General features: G+C 68.4%; 17 protein-coding genes. 9 read left to right on the forward strand and 8 right to left on the reverse strand.

The window, feature by feature from the left end; translation table 11 throughout:
- Window positions 1–34 precede the first annotated feature (34 nt).
- The gene (locus ACWD3I_RS44830; RefSeq protein WP_365406900.1) at window positions 35–868 is read left to right on the forward strand and encodes a PIG-L family deacetylase; all 834 of its coding nucleotides are present in this window, start codon (window positions 35–37) and stop codon (window positions 866–868) included.
- A 7-nt stretch (window positions 869–875) separates the two neighbouring features.
- Here the strand turns inward: ACWD3I_RS44830 and ACWD3I_RS44835 are convergent, their stop codons facing one another.
- The 5 genes from ACWD3I_RS44835 to ACWD3I_RS44855 all read right to left on the reverse strand — a co-directional run bounded on the left by ACWD3I_RS44835 (window position 876) and on the right by ACWD3I_RS44855 (window position 5,022).
- Window positions 876–1,103, reverse strand: a complete 228-nt coding sequence (locus ACWD3I_RS44835; protein WP_365406925.1) for a hypothetical protein — start codon at window positions 1,101–1,103, stop codon at window positions 876–878.
- Between the two features lie 270 nt (window positions 1,104–1,373).
- Window positions 1,374–1,823: a DUF1330 domain-containing protein gene (locus tag ACWD3I_RS44840; RefSeq protein ID WP_365406897.1), complete on the reverse strand. Its 450-nt coding sequence runs from the start codon at window positions 1,821–1,823 to the stop codon at window positions 1,374–1,376.
- Between the two features lie 351 nt (window positions 1,824–2,174).
- Complete coding sequence (locus ACWD3I_RS44845) at window positions 2,175–3,332, reverse strand: L-dopachrome tautomerase-related protein (RefSeq protein WP_365406895.1); 1,158 nt, start codon at window positions 3,330–3,332, stop codon at window positions 2,175–2,177.
- A 299-nt stretch (window positions 3,333–3,631) separates the two neighbouring features.
- Window positions 3,632–4,144, reverse strand: coding sequence for a nuclear transport factor 2 family protein (locus tag ACWD3I_RS44850; protein WP_365406892.1), 513 nt, complete (start codon window positions 4,142–4,144; stop codon window positions 3,632–3,634).
- A 65-nt stretch (window positions 4,145–4,209) separates the two neighbouring features.
- Window positions 4,210–5,022: an oxidoreductase gene (locus tag ACWD3I_RS44855; protein WP_365406889.1), complete on the reverse strand. Its 813-nt coding sequence runs from the start codon at window positions 5,020–5,022 to the stop codon at window positions 4,210–4,212.
- A gap of 169 nt (window positions 5,023–5,191) precedes the next feature.
- On the opposite strand from ACWD3I_RS44855, the gene ACWD3I_RS44860 reads away from it, so the two are divergent.
- Both ACWD3I_RS44860 and ACWD3I_RS44865 read left to right on the forward strand, forming a co-directional pair.
- A complete protein-coding gene (locus ACWD3I_RS44860; RefSeq protein ID WP_451084370.1) occupies window positions 5,192–5,602 on the forward strand; it encodes a helix-turn-helix domain-containing protein in 411 nt (136 codons plus the stop codon).
- 153 nt (window positions 5,603–5,755) lie between these two features.
- Window positions 5,756–7,135, forward strand: coding sequence for an IS1380 family transposase (locus ACWD3I_RS44865; protein ID WP_365406884.1), 1,380 nt, complete (start codon window positions 5,756–5,758; stop codon window positions 7,133–7,135).
- 399 nt (window positions 7,136–7,534) lie between these two features.
- Here ACWD3I_RS44865 and ACWD3I_RS44870 read toward each other — a convergent pair whose 3' ends face one another.
- Window positions 7,535–8,176 carry a TetR/AcrR family transcriptional regulator gene (locus ACWD3I_RS44870; protein ID WP_365406881.1) on the reverse strand — a complete coding sequence of 214 codons (642 nt, stop codon included), beginning with the start codon at window positions 8,174–8,176 and terminating at the stop codon, window positions 7,535–7,537.
- 153 nt (window positions 8,177–8,329) lie between these two features.
- Here ACWD3I_RS44870 and ACWD3I_RS44875 point away from each other — a divergent pair, with 153 nt between their 5' ends.
- The 5 genes from ACWD3I_RS44875 to ACWD3I_RS44895 all read left to right on the forward strand — a co-directional run bounded on the left by ACWD3I_RS44875 (window position 8,330) and on the right by ACWD3I_RS44895 (window position 13,409).
- Window positions 8,330–9,241 (forward strand): SDR family oxidoreductase, encoded by a 912-nt coding sequence (locus tag ACWD3I_RS44875; RefSeq protein ID WP_365406878.1) that lies wholly within the window; start codon window positions 8,330–8,332, stop codon window positions 9,239–9,241.
- A 4-nt stretch (window positions 9,242–9,245) separates the two neighbouring features.
- On the forward strand, window positions 9,246–10,382 hold the full coding sequence (locus tag ACWD3I_RS44880) for an MBL fold metallo-hydrolase (protein ID WP_365406875.1): 1,137 nt from the start codon (window positions 9,246–9,248) through the stop codon (window positions 10,380–10,382).
- Window positions 10,379–11,302, forward strand: a complete 924-nt coding sequence (locus tag ACWD3I_RS44885; protein WP_365406872.1) for an alpha/beta fold hydrolase — start codon at window positions 10,379–10,381, stop codon at window positions 11,300–11,302. The genes ACWD3I_RS44880 and ACWD3I_RS44885 overlap by 4 nt, the downstream gene beginning before the upstream one ends.
- A 71-nt stretch (window positions 11,303–11,373) precedes the next feature.
- On the forward strand, window positions 11,374–12,285 hold the full coding sequence (locus tag ACWD3I_RS44890) for a metal-dependent hydrolase (RefSeq protein WP_365406870.1): 912 nt from the start codon (window positions 11,374–11,376) through the stop codon (window positions 12,283–12,285).
- A gap of 23 nt (window positions 12,286–12,308) precedes the next feature.
- Window positions 12,309–13,409, forward strand: coding sequence for a PDR/VanB family oxidoreductase (locus ACWD3I_RS44895; RefSeq protein WP_365406867.1), 1,101 nt, complete (start codon window positions 12,309–12,311; stop codon window positions 13,407–13,409).
- A gap of 32 nt (window positions 13,410–13,441) precedes the next feature.
- Here ACWD3I_RS44895 and ACWD3I_RS44900 read toward each other — a convergent pair whose 3' ends face one another.
- A complete protein-coding gene (locus tag ACWD3I_RS44900; protein WP_365406864.1) occupies window positions 13,442–15,115 on the reverse strand; it encodes an IS1182 family transposase in 1,674 nt (557 codons plus the stop codon).
- A gap of 414 nt (window positions 15,116–15,529) precedes the next feature.
- Window positions 15,530–17,236 (reverse strand): IS1182 family transposase, encoded by a 1,707-nt coding sequence (locus ACWD3I_RS44905; protein ID WP_365406862.1) that lies wholly within the window; start codon window positions 17,234–17,236, stop codon window positions 15,530–15,532.
- 510 nt (window positions 17,237–17,746) lie between these two features.
- Here ACWD3I_RS44905 and ACWD3I_RS44910 point away from each other — a divergent pair.
- Complete coding sequence (locus tag ACWD3I_RS44910) at window positions 17,747–18,340, forward strand: AAA family ATPase (RefSeq protein ID WP_365406858.1); 594 nt, start codon at window positions 17,747–17,749, stop codon at window positions 18,338–18,340.
- Window positions 18,341–18,351: the final 11 nt, after the last annotated feature.

The raw sequence follows: 18,351 nt of genomic DNA on the forward strand, positions 1-18,351 counted from the left end.
ACTTCGATCGCTTGACCGACCAGGGGTGGATTTCATGACTGACCGGCCTTTGACGCTGATGGCAGTGCACGCCCACCCGGACGACGAAGCTACGGGAACAGGGGGTGTCCTGGCGCGTTATGCGGCGGAGGGCATCCGCACGGTGCTCGTCACGTGCACGGACGGTAGCTGCGGTGACGGTCCCGGGGGCGCCAAGCCCGGCGACCCCGGGCATGATCCAGCTGCCGTGGCCGTCATGCGTCGAGGCGAGCTCGAAGCGAGCTGTGACGTCCTGGGGGTCGGTCATCTCGAGCTGCTCGGATACGCCGACTCCGGGATGATGGGCTGGCCGGCCAACACCGCACCCGGATCGTTCTGGAGTACGCCCGTGGATGAGGCAGCCGCTCGGCTGGCCGAACTGATGCTGCGTTACGAGCCTGATGTCGTCGTGACCTACGACGAGAACGGGTTCTACGGCCACCCCGATCACATCCAGGCGAACCGCATCACGATGGCAGCGCTGTCGCTGACCGGGATGGCATCGAAGGTGTACTGGACGACGGCGCCGCGCTCGATGATGAAGGAGTTCGGGCAGATCATGCGCGAGTTCGGCGCGGACTGGGAGGAGCCGGGTCCGCCCGAGGCCGGCGAGGGGCCCGTAATCGGCCTCCCCGACGAGGAGATCCCCACGTGGGTGGACACCACCGAGTTCGGCAGCCAGAAGTTCGACGCGCTGGCCGCGCATGCCAGCCAGGGTGAGAACATCTTCTTCCTGCGGATGGGCAAGGAGAGGTTCACGCAGCTCATGGGCGTGGAGACGTTCGTCCGGGTCCATGACACCACCGGCGCGCCTCTGCCCGAGAACGACCTCTTCTCCGGCCTTCGCTGAGCTCCAGTCAGCGGCCGTCCTTCGGACACACGGAGAACCGCAGCCTGCACACCCCCGCGCAGTTGAAGTACCCGACCACGCGCGTGGAGAAGGTCGGCATTGAGGCATCCACCCCGTCCGTGCACTCGGCGAGCTGCCAGCTGTTCTTTCGGCCGACCGCGCCGAGCAGTCCGCGGACGTAGTCCCGCGTCCGCCGCCGGGCCTTCACCCGGGTCCCAGGCGTTCGTCGGTACATCGCGGATCACGACGACGGACTGCTCACTGCGCTGTCATTGCATGCGGCGTGGGCACACGGTGGTGGGACAGCCGGCCCAAGACCGTCCCACCCGAGCCAAACCCCCGCCATGCTCCCCACCGCCAGGCCGCTGACCATGAGGAATACAGAAGTCCGGCTGGAGTACGGACTGGACGCCGAACCTCCCATGGAGTCCGCGCTTGCCGGAGGCGTCCTTCGCCAGCCGACGACTCGTCAGTCGGCTTATCCGGCTCCGTAGCGGTGCGGGTTTTAAGGCTTGAGCACCGCCAGCACATCGTCGAGCGAAACGTCGGCGGGGTCACTCATATCGAGACCATCGAACGTCTGCCAGATATAGGACGCCGTACCGTTCTCCCGCAGCGGATGAAAATCGGCCAAGTCCGGATCGTCCCGGAAGCTGTTGAACGCCTCTTCGGACTCCCATTCAACGACAAACAGAACCTGTCGTGGCGCGAGGTCACCGGCTACGTTGTCTCGGAAACGACCAAACGCCACCATTCGACCACCATATTGCGGAGCTTCTTCAGGCAAACGGCTGAAGTACGCGAGGTACTTCTCCAAGTCGGCCACGTCAAACATATTCAGGGCGTAGAACTTCTTCTTCTGTGAATTCGCACTCATTGCCAATACCCTCTCCGGTATCAGGAAACTGGCGTTCGCTGCTCTAGGCGGGCGCGGGGCACCGGCAGCAGGACGCATGGATTGATGATGATGTTGACGTCGGTCGCGACTTGCGCCATCTCGGAGACTGACTTTGAAGAACGCACTTCCAGCGCCCGGGTGAAGACTGAGGTCGCGGGAATCCGAGTACGCTTCCCGTGCCGTTGGGTACACCTTTTGGGCCCAGCGTGGCGCACAGCCTCGTCGACCAACGCCGCGCCGAGGCCAGACTGCTGCACTGGTCCAACTGGCGCAGACGCCACCAGGCAACAGCCCGCCGCAGCCATTACCGACGACGATCCGCCGACAATCCTGCTGGATAGATCACGGAACCGCATTGGAGCACCAGGCGGTTGCCCTACGGCGTCGCACTGGCGCGAGTCGGAACGGTCACGCGAGCCTGACCGGCCCGGCGTCGATCGGCAGGCGGACCAGGAGATAGGGCTTGCGGCGCAGGTCCTTGCCCTCGTGGAAGGGCGACAGCCGGTTGAGCTGGTTGGCGATGGCGTACAGGTGCCGGTCCGAGGCGACGGACAGGGTGTCGACCCAGAGCAGATCGCGTCCCTGGGCGAGGGTCCGGTAGGTGCCGTTCGGGCTCCTGCGCCAGATCGCGTTGTGTTCGAGGTCGCCGCCGTAGAGCCGCCCCTTGTCGTCGCTCTCCAGGCCGTCGGCCATCGGCTTGAACCCGAGGTCCTCGACCGTCGCCGCCACCTCGGCGTCCGTGGCGTCCGGGTCGGCGAGGGCGTCGGTGGACACGCTGTGCAGTCGGCGGCTGGACAGCGGGCAGTAGTAGAGGCACGTGCCGTCGGCGCTGAGAGCGATGCCGTCGGAGCCGGTCTCGTAGTACGTGGGGTCGCCGCCCGCGGGGCGGACCATGAAGGGCTCGCCCTCGATGACGGGAAGGAACTGCTTGTCCGGGAGCGCGGAGGGATGCCCGCTCAGTCGCCTCCAGGAGCGGCCGGTGGCGAGGTCGACCACGATGATGCCGTTGGAGCCGCGCGAGTCGGTGATGAAGGCCATGCCTTCGGCGCCGCGCCGCAGGTCGAAGCGCACGTCGTTGGGGTAGCTGTTCGCCGGCACCACCTCGGGCGGGAAGAGGATCTTCCGTACGATCCGGTCGGTGCGCAGGTCGACCGCCACGAGCTTGGGACCGCCGTAGGAGGACCCGGCGAACCCCGGGCTTCCGGTGTCGAGGATCCACAGCCGGTCGGCCGGGTCGACGACGACGCTCTGCACCGACTGGAAGTGCCCGGCCAGGTCTGAGGCGTCCTGACGGTTCACCTCGGCGTCGGGGTAGGCCACCGGCTTCCCGGCGCGCAGTTCGGCGACGGTGAACGGGACGTCGTCGCCCCAGCGGGGGAAGTTGACGAAGATCCGGCCGCGGCGCGAGACGGTGACACCTGTCGGCATCGCGCCCCAGAAGCGGGCATCGACCTCGTAGTGACCAGTTGTTGAACCGGAGGGGGAGGCGGAGGCGTAGGCGGGTCCGGCGAGTTGAGTGGCGGCCAGCGACGCGGTGGTCGCCGTAAGGAACGTACGTCGCTTCATGGGAGCGTCTCCTGGACGTCAAGTTGCTGGAAGGCGCGGCGAGTTACCGCGTCACGTCGGCGCTTGGGGCGGAATTGGCCTGACGTCTGCCGTGGCCGGTGGAGGACGGTGCCTCCAGCAGCCGCTCTCGGGGAGTCGGCTGCCCGTGTGGTCAGGGCGAGCCGGAGCCCACCTGGACGGCAGGTACCTCGTGCGTTCCTGCGACCTGAAGCTGTCTGCCGGAGACATCGCCTGCGGCTGCCGCCAACTCCTGGAAGGGGAACGGAGCCAAACGGCCGGTGGACCTGGTGCTCTCAGGTCTACCGGGCTGTCGGCCGGGTCTTCGCGACCATACTGCTGTCCCCCGAGGAGACCATCGCGTGAATGGATACAGTGCTGACGCTCATGAGCGTCGCAAGGCCCCGGCGGCCCTGCTGGTGGGCGAGCGCCGGACCCATGAGGTGCATCAAGGCGGTGAGGGCCGGCATCGGACGCCCGAAGAGCGTGATCTCCGTAATGCGTGCTTGGTCGTCGAGCCGCAGCATCTGCACCTCCTCGAACGACTGGGACCCCACCCGCGCCCGGTAGACCAGGGCGTACGCGTCGCCCTCGCCGGTCTGGGTGTGGTAATGGACGTCCTTGACCACCGCGAACGCCACGGTCAGGAAGTCACGCAGCTGGTCAGATCCCTCAAAGCGGAACTGGTCGGTGAGCGGCGAGCTGAGCACGACGTCCGGGCTCAGACACGCGACCGCGGCGTCGACGTCACCGCGTTCCTCGGCGGAGCGCCAGCTCGCGACGGTAGCGGCGGCGGAGGGCAGGGTCTCGGACATGGGTCTCTCCCAGTGTCAACAGCGCGAACGGGCTTGTGGGTGGCGGGGTTTGCGGGTGGTGGGTGTCAGCCGGCCAGCTTGTTCATCGTGCGGATCTGCTTGTCCAGGACCCAGGCGGGAACGAAGCGGAGCATGCGTGCGCGTCCGGCCATGGGGCCAGCGGCGTAGCGCAGCTTCGGCTTCGCGTCGGTGGCAGCCGTGACGATCGCCTTGGCCACCACGGCGGGGTCGTCACCGCTCTTGATCGCCTCCGTCATCAGGCTGTCGAAGACGTGCCGCTGCTCGGCGTAGGTCTTCAGGGGGGTGTCGGGCTTGGCGCTGTTGGCCTCGAATCCGGTGTTGGTGTAGGCGGGTTCGACGAGGAGCGAGCGGACGCCGTACTGGCGGACCTCGTGGTCCAGGGACTGGGAGTAGCCCTCGATCGCGTGCTTGGACGCGCCGTAGACGGCCATGTAGGGAGCGGGGATGAAGCCCTGCACTGACGAGAGGTTGATGATGCGCCCGCGCCCCTGGGAACGCATGTGCGGCAGAACCTCCCTCACCATGCGCATGACCCCGAAGACGTTGATGTCGAAGACACCCTGGGCCTGCGCGAGTGAGGTTTCCTCGGCCGCGCCGATCGAGCCGATGCCGGCGTTGTTGACCAGGACGTCGATCCGCCCGAACCGGTCGATCACCTGCTGGACCACGGCGGTGACCGACTTGTCACTGACCACGTCGAGGTCGAAGAACGTCACACCCCGCAGCGGGGTGACGCGTGAGGTGTCGCGGCCCGTGCCGGCCACCTCGAAACCCGCCGCGACCAGCGCGAGCGCGGTCTGCTTGCCGATGCCGGAGGACGCACCCGTCACGAGGGCCACCGGCCGATTTGTCGTCATCATGCACTCCCGAAATCACCTTGGAAACCGATCGGTTTCCCCTTGTTCTCACTGTAAACCGGTCGGTTTCCAATGCGCAAGCTCAAGCACGGAACTGATCCCGGGCCGCGTCACCGGCCGGCTTCAGGTTGAGCTGACCGGCGCTCGCCGACATGGCGGCACGCGCCGGATGAGCAGGCAGGTAGACGCGACAGCGCCATGCGCGCCCCGCGATCGCGAGTTCGCGCTCAAGGGCTACTACGGCACCTCTGCCGAAGCGATTGCCAAGCGTGTCGGTGTCACGCGGCCGTACCTCTTCCGACTCTTCCCGGGCGGGAAGGCGATCGCCGCCGCCGTGACGCGGAGCATGGAAGAACGCCCGCCTGGCGTTCGAGAGCGTGGCCAAAAGGATGAGGGCACGAGCGGGCCTCCCGCGCCATGGGCAGCCCAATGGCGATCGGTTACACGCGGCCGATCTCGGCGCACCCTGAAACGCTCCAGATGCAGATGCAGGGATACGCCGTCGCGGCAGCCACCAGGCGGCAGAAGCCCTCGGCGGCGTCCGGTGAGACGGGAACGAGCCCGATGTCGCCGACGATGATCACTGGCGAGGGCGCAGAACTCGATTCTAACCTCGCGCTTTCGCGAGTGGGTCTGTCCGGGTCTTGATCAAATAAATGGAGAGTGCTGCTGACCTGCAACGATGGGACTTGTCGAGGGTCCTGTCAGCTGCAAGGAAAGAAGCACTCTCCAGGTGAAGAAGAGTAGCGGGTCGTACCCGCGTGTCCGTGTCGTGGGCGGCGGCCGTGGAGTTGTTGCCCAGGCCGGGGCCGTGCTGCTGGTCGAGACGGTCCGCACGTCCGGCCTGGACACCGCGATATCGGCGGCAATGGCGCCGTGGCGCAAGCCGCGAACGGTGCACGATCCGGGCAAGATCCTGCTGGATGTGGCCCTGGCCGTCGCACTCGGCGGCGACTGCCTGGCCGACATCGGCATGCTGCGGGCCGAGCCTGACGTGTTCGGCCCGGTGGCCTCCGATCCGACGGTCTCCCGTCTCGTCGACGCTCTGGCCGCAGCCGGCCCGAAGGCTCTCGCGGCGATCCGGTCGGCACGGGCCGAAGTACGGTCGCGGGTCTGGGAGTTGGCCGGTGCGGACAGTCCGGCCGCCGACGGCCAGGTGATCGTGGACATCGACGGCGTGCTGATCCTGGCGCACTCCGAGAAGCAGGATGCCACCGCGACCTGGAAGAAGACCTTCGGCCATCACCCGCTCGTCGCGTTCGTCGACCACGGTCAGGCCGGCTCCGGGGAACCTGTGGCCGCTCTGCTGCGGCCCGGCAACGCAGGCTCCAACACCGCCACCGACCACATCACCACCACTGGGCTCGCCCTGGCCCAACTGCCCCGACACCTGCGGCGGGGCCGGCAGACGCTGATCCGCACCGACTCCGCCGGCGGCACCCACGCCTTCCTCGACTGGCTCTCCAGGCCCGGCCGGTGGCTGTCGTATTCCGTCGGAATGACCATCAGCGACGCCATCCACCAGGCCGTGCTGAAGATTCCGAAGAAGGCGTGGACACCGGCCTATGACGCGGGCGGCACCGAGCGGCCCGGCGCCTGGGTCGCGGAGATCACCGACATGCCCGACCTGAGCACGTGGCCGAAAGGGATGCGGCTGGTCGTCCGCAAGGAACGCCCGCACCCCGGCGCCCAGTTGCGCTTCACCGACCTCGACGGACTGCGGCTCACCTGCTTCGCGACCAACACCCAAGGCGGCCAGCTCGCCGACCTCGAACTACGCCACCGCAGACGGGCCCGCTGCGAGGACCGCATCCGCGGCGCCCGCGACACCGGCCTGCGCAACCTCCCCTTGCACGACACAGCACAGAACCAGATCTGGCTGGAGATCGTCTCCCTCGCACTCGACCTCCTCGCCTGGATGCCGATGCTCGCCCTGACCGGCCAAACCCGCCGCTGGGAACCCAAGAAGCTCCGCCTAAGGATCTTCTCCGCCGCCGCCCAACTGGTCACCACCAGCCGCCGCCGCTGGCTCCGCTTCACCACGCGATGGCCCTGGACCGACGAGATCACCCGGGCAAGCGACCGGCTCAATGCCTTGCCGAGCCCCGGCTGACCAGCCACACCGACCACCCCAACGATCCGCACCACCACACCGGAGCAGTGGAACCCGGCGCCCACCCGACTCGATACTCGGGCTGTCGGCCTGCCCACCCTCAGCCACCGAAAGCGAACGGTCCGCCGACTCCGTCGGCGGACCGTCAAGAAAGATCGAGGCTAACGAGCCCGCCATGGTTCGCGGCCCCTCAGCCCGATCGCCCTGCGTCGCTTCCGGATGGATGATGAGTATGGAACCCGTCCGACAGTCGATAGCCGCAGCTGCGCTCATTGCGCAATGTTTCTCGTCGGCCTGCCTGGTCGAAACAGGGCCGCCGAGTGCGCCGGGCCGGTGAGCAGGGGGTGTGGGCTGCCGTCCGGTGCGGAAGCTCCTGTGAAGGAATCCGGGCCTGCGTGATCAGGGCTGATCGCTGATGGCTCGGTAGGCCGCGATGAACAGGGTGTAGCACAGGTCGATCAGTTCTTCGACGGTGGCGTTCTGGTGGCCGAGCGTCCAGTCCACGAGGAGTTCGTTGACTCCGCCGACCAGACTCATCGCGGTCATGGTGAGCCGGCTGGAGGAGGCTTCCGGGCCAGGAGGCGGTGCAACGACGGCGGCGATCAGTGCGGCGAATTCGTGCAGGACCTCGCGGCGCCGTACTTCGAGGCGGGGGCTGGCGCCCACGACCTCGATGAGCACCAGGCGGGCCATGCGGGCATCGTCGGCCAGTGTGCGGATGAACACCTCAAGGCCGGCGCGCAGTTGGGCGTCGACATCGGGTGCTACAGCGGCTGCGGCCTGTGCGGTTTCGGCTTGGATCGCAGTGATCAGCTCGTTGTAGACCCCGGCGAGAAGGTCTTCGCGGTCGCGGAACGACTCGTAGAAGTAGCGCTCGGTCAGTCCGGCATGGGAGCACACCTGCTTGACGGAGGCCGAGGCGTATCCGACCGTGCCGAACAGGTCGAGGCCCGCCTGGATGAGGCGCGTGCGGCGCTCCTGCTGCCGCTGCGCCGCGTCGCGTCCGCCATAGCGCCGTCCGGCGGTCTGTGTGCCGGTCATTTTTCCCCTTCGCAGAGGTGTTGACACCGGTGTGCTCCGAACTGACACTCTAGCTTGTCAGTTCATCTGACATGGCATCGTGTCAGACGCGCGTGAGGTCCGCTTGTCACTCGGCGTTCCGCTCATGCGCAGGGCAGGAAAGGGGCCTCGACCGTGGCAGCACCGCCCAAATACCCGTACGCGTCCAGCCGAAGAGACCGTGACAAGCTCCCCCGCGCACAACCGCTGACCGGCCGGGTGATCGCGGTCACCGGGGCGGGCCGCGGAATCGGGCGCGCCGTCGCGGCCCGGCTCGCCGCGGCCGGAGCGGCCGTGGCGATCGGCGATCTCGACGCGGAGCTCGCCATGGAGGCGGCTGGTGCCATCGGCGCGCATCGCGGTGGCCGGCTGCTCGGGCTGTCTCTCGACGTCACCGACACACCTTCCTTCGAAGACTTCCTGCGCACCGTCGAGACCCGGCTGGGGCCGATCGACGTACTGGTCAATAACGCCGGAATCATGTGGGTGGGCCCCTTCGAGGAGGAACCGGAGGAAGCCGCCCTGCGCCAGTTCGACGTCAACGTCCACGGCGTACTGCGGGGGATGAAACTCGTGATCCCGGGGATGCGGAAACGCGGGCGCGGCCACGTGGTGAACATCGCCTCCGCCGCCAGCAAGGTCGCCCCCGCCGGCGAGGCGACCTACGCGGCGACGAAGCACGCCGTCCACGGCTACAGCACAGCCGTCCGCGCCGAACTGCGCGGCACCGGCGTGCGCATGTCCCTGGTGATGCCCGGCGTCGTGGACACCGAGCTGGCCGTGGGCACCGCGACCGGACCCACCCGGCGCCTGACGACGGATCAGGTGGCCGACGCGGTGCTCGACGTCGTGCTGCGCCCGCGGTTCGAGGTCTTCGTTCCCCGCCAGGTGGCCGCCCTGACCCGGTTGGCCGCGGTGCTGCCGGGCCGTGCCCGCGACGCCCTGCATCACCTCCTCGTCCCCGACCAGCTCGCCGCCCTGTCCGACCGGTCGGTCCGCGCGGCCTACGAGCAGCGCACCCGAACCGCCCGCCATCCCGAAAGTTGAGCCCGTGACCACCACGCCCAAACCGGCGCCCAGCGCGGAAAAAGCCCAGGACGACGCCGCTCCGCGTCCCATCCCCGAATTCGAAGGTGTCCACGACGTATGGCCCCGCGGTGACCGGCTGCGCGCCGTGCGCAGCGCCGCGGCCACCTACCGTGAGCGCTTCGTCCAGCAGGGCCGCATCCACGCCGTCCGCAGTTTCGACATCGCAGCTGCCCCGTACCCGACCCGGTTCGGCTTCCACGGTGCCGCGCTCGCCGTCAACCCGTTCGTAAGCATCGTCAACCGGATGCTCGTCGTGCAGTTCGACGGCTTCGACGGTGAGCCGAAAACACTGGTGTGGGAGCCGACCGTCGCCGCCGGAACGGCTCAAGCACCGTTCTACGCACAGCTCAAGCGTCTGGCAGGGGACTTTCTCACCGAGCACGTCTTCGCCCGCTTCTACCAGGACCCGAACACCGTCCTGCCCTCCTGCGGTCTGCGACCCGAGGACGTGGACTTCGTCAGCTTCGACCACCTGCACGTCCAGGACGTGCGCATGATCATGGGAAGTACCAGCACCATTCCCGGCGAACGGGCGCCCCGCGAAGCCCTGTTCCCGCGCGCCCGACTGTTGGTGCACCGCAGGGAGCTGGGCACCTTCGCATCGACGCATCCGATGCAGTGGGCCTGGTACGTCGACGGAGGCATGGACGGGGTACCGGACGAGCGCGTCACCGCCTTCGACGGCGATGTCGAACTCGGCGTCGGTGTCAGCCTGTTGTGGACCCCCGGCCATACGGACGGCAACCACTCCCTGGTGCTGAACACCCCCGACGGCGTGTGGGTCTCCTCCGAGAACGGCATCTCGGCCGACAACTGGCAGCCCGAGCTCTCCCGCATCCCCGGGGTGCGCCGCCACGCCGCGTTCTACGGCCATGAGGTGGTTCCCAACGCCAACACCCTGGAGGACTCTCTCGACCAGTACGACTCCATGGTCAAGGAGAAGACTCTCGCCGACCCCAGCCGGCGCGATCCGCGCTGGCTGCAGATCCTGCCCTCCTCGGAACTGGCCCCCTTCAAGCGGCACTGGCCTGTGCAGCCCAGCTTCTTCCACGGCGGTCTGAACTACGGCGAACTGACCCCTGCCGGAGGTGGCCGATGACCGGCCTGGCCGCCCGCCGGATCGCCGCGGACGGCGTGGAGTTGGCCGCCTACCAGTGGGGAGCGTCCACGGCTCCTCCGGTGGTGCTGGTCCACGGCTATCCGGACACCAGCGCCGTGTGGCACCCCGTCGCCGAGCGCCTGGCCGACCGCTTCCACGTCACCGCCTTCGACGTGCGGGGAGCCGGTGCCTCGCACCGGCCCAGGGGTTTGCGCGCCTACCGGATGTCCCGACTGGAAGCCGACCTGGAGGCGGTCCTCGACGCTGTGAGCCCCGACCGCCCGGTGCACCTGGTCGGACACGACTGGGGATCGATCCACTCCTGGGAGTCGGTCACCGGCACCCGCCTGGCCGGGCGGATCGCCTCGTTCACCTCCATCTCCGGACCCTGCCTGGACCACGTCGGCCACCTGATCCGGGCCCGCCTTAGGCCGCGGCATCCGGATCTGCCGAAGATGCTGAGGCAGGCCGCACGGTCCTGGTACATCGCCTACTTCCATTTCCCGCTCCTCCCCGCCCTGACCTGGAGAGCACTGGGACACCGCTGGCGCACCTTCCTCACCGGCTCCCAAGGCGTACCCGGCAACACCCCCTACCCCACGCCGACGCTGACCCGCGACGCTGTGTCAGGCACCGCGCTGTACCGCGCCAACATGCTGCCCCGCCTGCTGCATCCCCGGGACCGCCCGACCACCGTCCCGATCCAACTCATCATCCCCACCCGCGACTTCTGCGTCACCCCGGTGCTCTCGTACGGAGTGGAGCACTGGACGCGCCAGATACAGCGGCGCCCGATCGACGCCGGGCACTGGGTACAGCTCAACCACCCCGAGGAGGTCGCGTCGCGGATCGCGGAGTTCGCCAACGGCATCGAAGACGGCTCCCGCCGCACTCCGGACCGCACCGCGCACCCGATCTGACAGACCGGCAGTACTGGACGACTGCCTGACCGCCCCCTCGCACACAGCGATCGCCGATGGAGGAACCTGTCATGCTCCGAGCCGCACCTGCCCACCCGCACCGTCCGTCCGAACCCATCGACCACCACGACCTGGTGCTGCAACCCCGGGACGTCACCTTCGACTGGGGCACCACCCCGCTGCACTGGCTGCCGGGTGAGCCCTTCGCAACCCACACCTTCGATGTGCTCCACCTCATGCTCCCCGAGCTCGAACGCTGGTTCGTGCGCACCTTCGAGCAGGCACTGCCACTGATCACCGATGACCGGCTGCGCGAGGACGCACGCGGCTTCATCGGCCAGGAAGCGATGCACGCCGAGGCGCACCAGGGGGTCCTGGAGCACCTGCTCGCCAAGGGGCTGGACCCGGCTCCGTACACCGTGCAGTCCGAATGGATCTTCCGAAGGGTGCTCGGGGACCGGCCGGAACTGACGCCGGCCGCCACACACGCGCACCTCCTCCAACGGCTCGCCCTCATAGCGGCCTTCGAGCACTTCACCGCGTACATGGGTCACTGGATTCTCAGCAACGGGCACCTGGACCAGGCCGGCGCGGACCCCGCGATGCTCGATCTGTTCCGCTGGCACGGCGCGGAGGAGGTCGAACACCGTTCCGTCGCATTCGACCTACTGGTGCACCTCGATCCCCGGTACCGGCGCCGAGTGGCCGGCATGCTCGTCACCGCTCCAGTGCTGACCCGGCTGTGGATCCGCGGAGTCCGCTTCCTGATGAGCGCCGACCCCGAACTCGACGACCTCGTCAAGGTCCGCTTCCGCGACTACCTGACCGCCGCCCGCAAGAACCTGTTGCCGCCACCGGTCGCGTTCACCCGCTCGGTACTGCGCTACTTCCGCCCCGGCTACCACCCGACCCAGGAGGGCTCGACCCAGCAGGCGGTCGCCTACCTGGCGGCATCCCCCGCTGCCCGAGCGGCTGCCCAATGACCCAGCAACCAGCAAGGCATCCCATGGACATCAGCACACCCGTCACTCGGCCGCCGGACCTGTACGGCCGACCGCGCAGCGACTCCTTCATGCAGAAGCTGGCGGCCTTCAGCGACAACGCGGTCACGCGCCTAGCGCGGCGCAGCACTCCTCCCAGGCGCCCGCCGGCCACCGAGATACCCGCGATCCGGGAACTGGTGGTCGCCGCCAGGCACCAGGAGGCCGAGGACGTCGTCTCCCTGCGGCTGGCAGCACCCGACGGGGGAACACTCCCGCCCTGGCAGCCCGGCGCCCACATCGAACTGCACCTGCCCACCGGCCGCAAGCGGCAGTACTCCCTGTGCGGCGACCCCGCCGACCGGTACCAGTACCGCATCGCGGTGCGCCGCATCGCCAACGGCGCAGGAGGTTCGGCCGAGGTGCACGACGCCCTCGCAGACGGTATGCGGGTCGCCATCACCGGGCCCCGGAACGCCTTCCCCTTCGCCGCCGAAGCATCCATCCTGCTCATCGCGGGCGGCATCGGAATCACCCCGATCCTGCCGATGGCCCGGGAAGCCGCCCGGCGCGGACTGGACTGGCGGCTCGTGCACACCGGCCGTAGCCGCGGCTCGATGCCCTTCGCGGCAGAGCTGGCCGAACTCGCGGCCACAGCCCCTGGCCGGGTCTCCATTCGTCCTGACGACGAGTCCGACGTGCCCGAAGCAGCCGATCTACTGAGCTTGAGCCCGGCGACGGGTGCGGTGTACTGCTGCGGACCCGCGCCCATGATCGACGGCGTTCGGCGCGCGTTCGGTGACAGCCGCGCGTCCGCCCTGCACTTCGAGCGTTTCGCCCCGGCCCCGATCACGGACGGCCGTCCCTTCGAACTTCAACTGGGCGACACCGGACGGGTCCTGCCAGTGCCGTACGACCGCTCCGCCCTGGATGTTCTTCACGACGCCCTGCCAGACCTGCCGTTCTCCTGCCGCCAGGGATTTTGCGGCACCTGCCGGGTACAGGTGGCCCATGGCCATGTCGATCACCGTGACCGCCGGCTCACCGCCACCGAACGTGCGGCCGGCGCCATGCTGCCCTGCGTCTCGCGCGCACCGGAAGGAGAGCGGTTGGTGCTGGAGCTGTGAGCGGGGGCCGCGCCCATAGAGATGCTGTTGGCTTATTCGGCCCCTGCTTGTGCCCCGTCGAGCGTCAGCTCGGCGGGGCACAGTGCTGCGAAGTGGCTGGTGCGGGTGCGGGCTCGGGGTGTACCGGTGAGGTGGGCGTCGATGCGGGTGAGGTTGATCGCGGCTCCGGTGAGCTGGTGCTGGAGGCTGGTCTTTGTCAGGCCCCGGTAGCGGGATCTGCGCAGGCCGCAGCGCCCGACGGCTTGGGAAATGGTGCCCTCGACCCCGGCACGGATCTTGTAGCGCTCCTTCCACGCATCGGTCTGCTGTTCAGCGCGGAGGTGCCGGATGGCGTCGTGCTGGGCTTGCTGTTGCCGCAGCATGAGTTCCCGGCGGCGGCCGGTGGTCGAGCTGACGCAGTCCCGCAGGTGGTGACAGGGGCCGCAGCGGCCGGCGGGGAACCTGACGCGGACGACCGGCAGGCCCTTGGAATCGTTGCGGGGATACCAGTCCGTGGCGGTGGCTCCGCCTGGGCAGGTCACCTGCCGGTGTTCCCAGTCGACGGTGAACGCGTCCAGCCCGAAAGCGCCCTTGGCCTGGGACGATGTGTTGCCGACCAGTGGCCCGTGCAGCTCGACACCGTGCCGGGTGCGGGCGGCGAGGACGTGGGCGGCGGTGGGGTAGCCGGCATCCACCCAGTGCTCGGCGGGCAGGCAGTCCCGGGCGGCGAGGGAAGTGTGGATCTCCTCGTTCATCGCGTTGTCCGCGACGGTTGCCACGGTGGTGACCAGGTTCGGAACGTCCACCTCGCCGCAGGTCTCGGTGAGGTGAACCTTGTATCCGTCCCACATGGTGTCCCGTTTGATGCCGACACGGGCCTCCGGGTCATAGGGATTGACCAGGCGCGTCGCGCCCGGCGGCCGGTCTTTTGGGCCCCTGCGCATCACCTCGCCGTCCACCCGGTGGAAGTGCTGGACCCAGACCTGGCGCAGGACCTCCACCTCGTCAAGTGCACGCAGTGCTACGGGGGCGCCGACGGCGAAGACCTCTTCCAGCAGACGTGTCCCGTCCCGGCCGATCCGCAGGCCCACCTCGTCCCGCTTCGCGCGGGCCTTGGGGAACCGGGAGTCCTCGGTCCGGGTGGCGTAGTGCCTGAACCAGTCCGGCTCCGCCACCTGCGACAACCAGTCCGGAGCGGCCTGCGCGAGCGCGTTCAACGCCGCACGCAGCGTCTCGGCCACCTGCTCCAGCCAGCACAGCTCACGCGCCGACGACAGCACATGCGAGGAATCGGTTCGGGCCCGGCCCGCGCTCTGGAGCAGCCCCTTCTCGCGTGCTGCCACCAGCACACCGTCCATGACCCGGCGCCCGCCATCGGCCCCGGCCAACCGGTCCCGAAACTCCGACAGCACCGAAAAGTCGAAGCCAGGATCGTCGAGTTGAAGCCCGAGTGCGTACTTGAAGTCGATCCGTGCCCGCACCGCCTCCGCGGCCTGGCGGTCGGTCAGCCCCTCCACGAACTGCAACACCGACACCAGCGCCAGCCCGGCCGGAGACCAGGCAGGCCGGCCTCGTGAGGCGAACAGATCCGTGAAGTCCTCGTCGCGGAACATCGGCCCCAGCTCGTCCCGGACCCGGATCGCCAGGCTTCCCTTCGGGAACGCCGCCCGGGCGACTCGCACCGTCTCCGCCGGAATCTCCCCCGGACCCTTCGGCTGCATCGACATCGACACCCACCCCACACAACAACGCCGGTCTCCACGACCACAACCAGATCGTGGAGACCGACGTCACGCGAGGGCCGAATAAACCAACAGCATCCCGTCGCGAGTGCGGCCCCCGCCGCGAGGAACCTCAGCGGCAACGTTGATACCCGCCCCTTGGCGCGCCCCACCGCCTGGACTATCGTCCACGACCGCCCGCACACCGGGCACTCCGCATGCTCTCCCCGCTGCATCGCAGCCACCCGCTCCGGGCCCGCTCAAGCCTCCGCCACCATCGTCTGCGGCAGCGGATCACCACACTCCCGCGCGGTGTCCTCCCACCATGCCAGTCGTCACTTGTCCGAGTCACTTCGGCGGGCAATTTCAGCAGCGTATGAAGTCTTAGCTTGACTCTGTCGGGGATCTTGGAGATGCCGGTCAGGTTCCCAGGGTTCGCCAGGACTTCAGCCGGGGTATCTCGCGCTGGTCGAGGTAGTGCTGGAAGGCAGTCGGTCGGCGGGACGTGGGTGCTTCTTCGGCCGGTGGCAGTCCGCTGAGGCGCTCGATGTTGACGGCAATGGCCGTCAGAACGTGCTGGATGTGAACCTTTCCTTGTCCTCGGTAGCGGCAACGCCGCATGCCGTGTCCGTGGGCGAACTCGTTGACCGTGCCCTCCACTCCCGAGCGGACCGCATAGCGGGTCTTCCACTCGGGCGTCTGTTGCTCCGCGCGGACGCGAAGTTGCAGGTCACGGAGTTCTCGCGGGGGAAAGCCCACGGTTCGGGCGCTGTCAGCGGTGGAGGTGCACTGGGTGCGGGCCGGGCAGGGACGGCACTGACTCTTGGTGAACCTGGCCACGATCAGCGGGGCCGCGGTGGGTGACGAGGTTGGGTAAGGGCCGTGCCAGCCCGCACTGACCTGCCCCTGGGGGCACGTGACCTGCTGACGGTCGTAGTCGATGTGGAAGTCGTCCCGGGCGAAGCCCTCGTTCTGCCGGTGTTGGCGGGTGGGGTTGCTCCGCAGCGGCCCGGAGACGGTGACCTGGTGTTCACGGGTGGCTTGTTCGAGGTGGGGCAGGGACGTGTAGCCGGCGTCGACCAGATGCTCGGCGGGCAGCAGCCCGCGCCGCGCCAGACGGGTGTGGATGCCGGGCAGGACCTGACTGTCGTGGGTGGTGGCCGCGGTGGTGGCCACGTCCGTGATCACGTTGGGGCCGCCAGGAGCGCAGGTCTCCGTCAGATGAGCGGCGAACCCCTTCCAGCTGATGATGTGCCCGTGCCTCGCATAGCGGGCCGAGGTGTCGTAGGGCGAGACGACTGCCCGGGACGAGGGCGGCAGCCCGGGTCCGCCCTCCTTCTCGGCGATGCGCCAGCGCAGCCGGCCTGCCTGGTCACGGTGGTAGTTCTGCACCATGATCTGGCGCAGGGCCTGGACGCGAGGGCCGGACGTGCGGCCTGCTCCGTGCTGGTAGAGGTATTCCAGGAGCCGGACGGCATCGTTCCCGGTGGCCAGGATCCTGGTCGTGGGCTTGGTGGGGTTCTTGCCCAGGCGGACCGGCCGACCGTAGCGGCGGCCCCACTCCTCATCGACCAGCTCGTCCAGCAGGTGAGGGGACATACCGGCGACTTCTTCGAGTGCGGCGCGGACCGCCTCGGTGACCAGTTCCAGGCGGGTCAAGTCGCGCACCGCGGCCAGGACGTGGGTGGAGTCGGTGCGCTGCGTGGTGCGCTCGCGCACCAGTCCGGCCTCCGTGAGGCGGGCCAACGCGAGGTCGAGGAGGCGATCAGCGCGGTCGCCTTCGGCGAGACGGTCTCGGAAGTCGGCCAGCACGCTGTGGTGGAACCCGGGATCGTCCAGTTCCATCGCCATGGCGTACTTGAAGTCGATGCGACAGCGGACCGCCTCGGCGGCCTGCCGGTCCGACAGGCCGAGCAGGAACTGCAGCACACAGACGGTGGCCAGTTGAGCAGGCGAGAGCCCCGGGCGCCCATCCCGCGGGTACCAGTCGGCGAAGTCCTCGTCGCACCACAGCCCATCGAGGCGATCGCGTACCCATATCGCCGTCGTACCGCCCGGATTGCTCGCCCGCGCGATCTGCGCGGTCAGAGAGGGGACTTGCTCACCGGAACGAGGGCGAAGGGACAACGGGCACCTCGACAACTGCATCGGTCGACGGAACCACCCGAGCATGCCCGTTGATCATGCTGCCGCACCGAGGAACTCCAAGATCCCCGACAGAGTCAAGCTCAGTGGCAGCGAATTCCTCTTTGCCCCCTGCACTACACCGTGCCCGAGGTGGAACTGGCCCGCCGCCTGGACGCGCATCGCTTCACGGTCCACGTCGCCAACGGCCCCTTCACGAGAGGCACTCGGTATGTCACTCGACTGCTGGCGAAAGGGCTCGTTGATGACCGCACACTGTTCGTGCACGGCAACACCCTTACCAGCGGCGACCTGGCACGCATCGCAAGCGTCGGAGCCTCGATCTCGCGAAGCCCCCGGCGCCCGGCACCGAGCCACCTTCGACGCCTTCGCCACTGCGCAGCTCCTCATCGCCATGGCTTCCCGCTACGACACCTGGGACCAGCTGGTCGCTGCGGCCGTGCCGCCTGGCCTGCCCGGCGCCCCCGAACCAGAAAGGGACCCCACCCTGTGGTGACCTCACAGCCCCTGCGGATCGCCGTGCTCGGCACCCACTCCACGGGCAAGACGACGCTCCTCAAGCGCATAGAGATGGAGTTGCGTGGCTACGGCCTCACCGTGGCGCGCACTGGGCAGCTCGGCAAACGCGCCGCTGCGGCCGGCTTACCCAAGATGCAGAACCACACCGTGCGGTCCACCGAGTGGATCATCGCGCAGGGCATCCTCGACGAGACCCATACCGCCGCTCAGGGTGCCGAAGTCGTTCTCATCGACCGCGCCGCCCACGACGCCATCGCCTACTTCGAGGCGGCGATGGCGTTCCGGGCCGAGACTCCGCCCCGGCTCGAGCGCGAGCGTCTGCTGGCCCTCGCCTCGACGCAGCTCCCCAAGTACGACCTGCTGTTCGCGACTGTGCTCGACGCGAGCGTGCCCGTCGATACCAGCCACGACTACGACGGGCACTTCCGGCACCTCGTCAACGACCGCGTGCACCGTCTGCTGGCCAACGAGGCCATCCCCCACCAGAGGGTGACCAGCGACCCCGACAGTCAGGCCCACGCCGTTGACGTCGCCGTCCAGCACTGCCTGAAGCAGGAGCTCGTATGATCCCCGCACCG

The sequence above is a fragment of the Streptomyces sp. NPDC002817 genome (assembly GCF_053592055.1).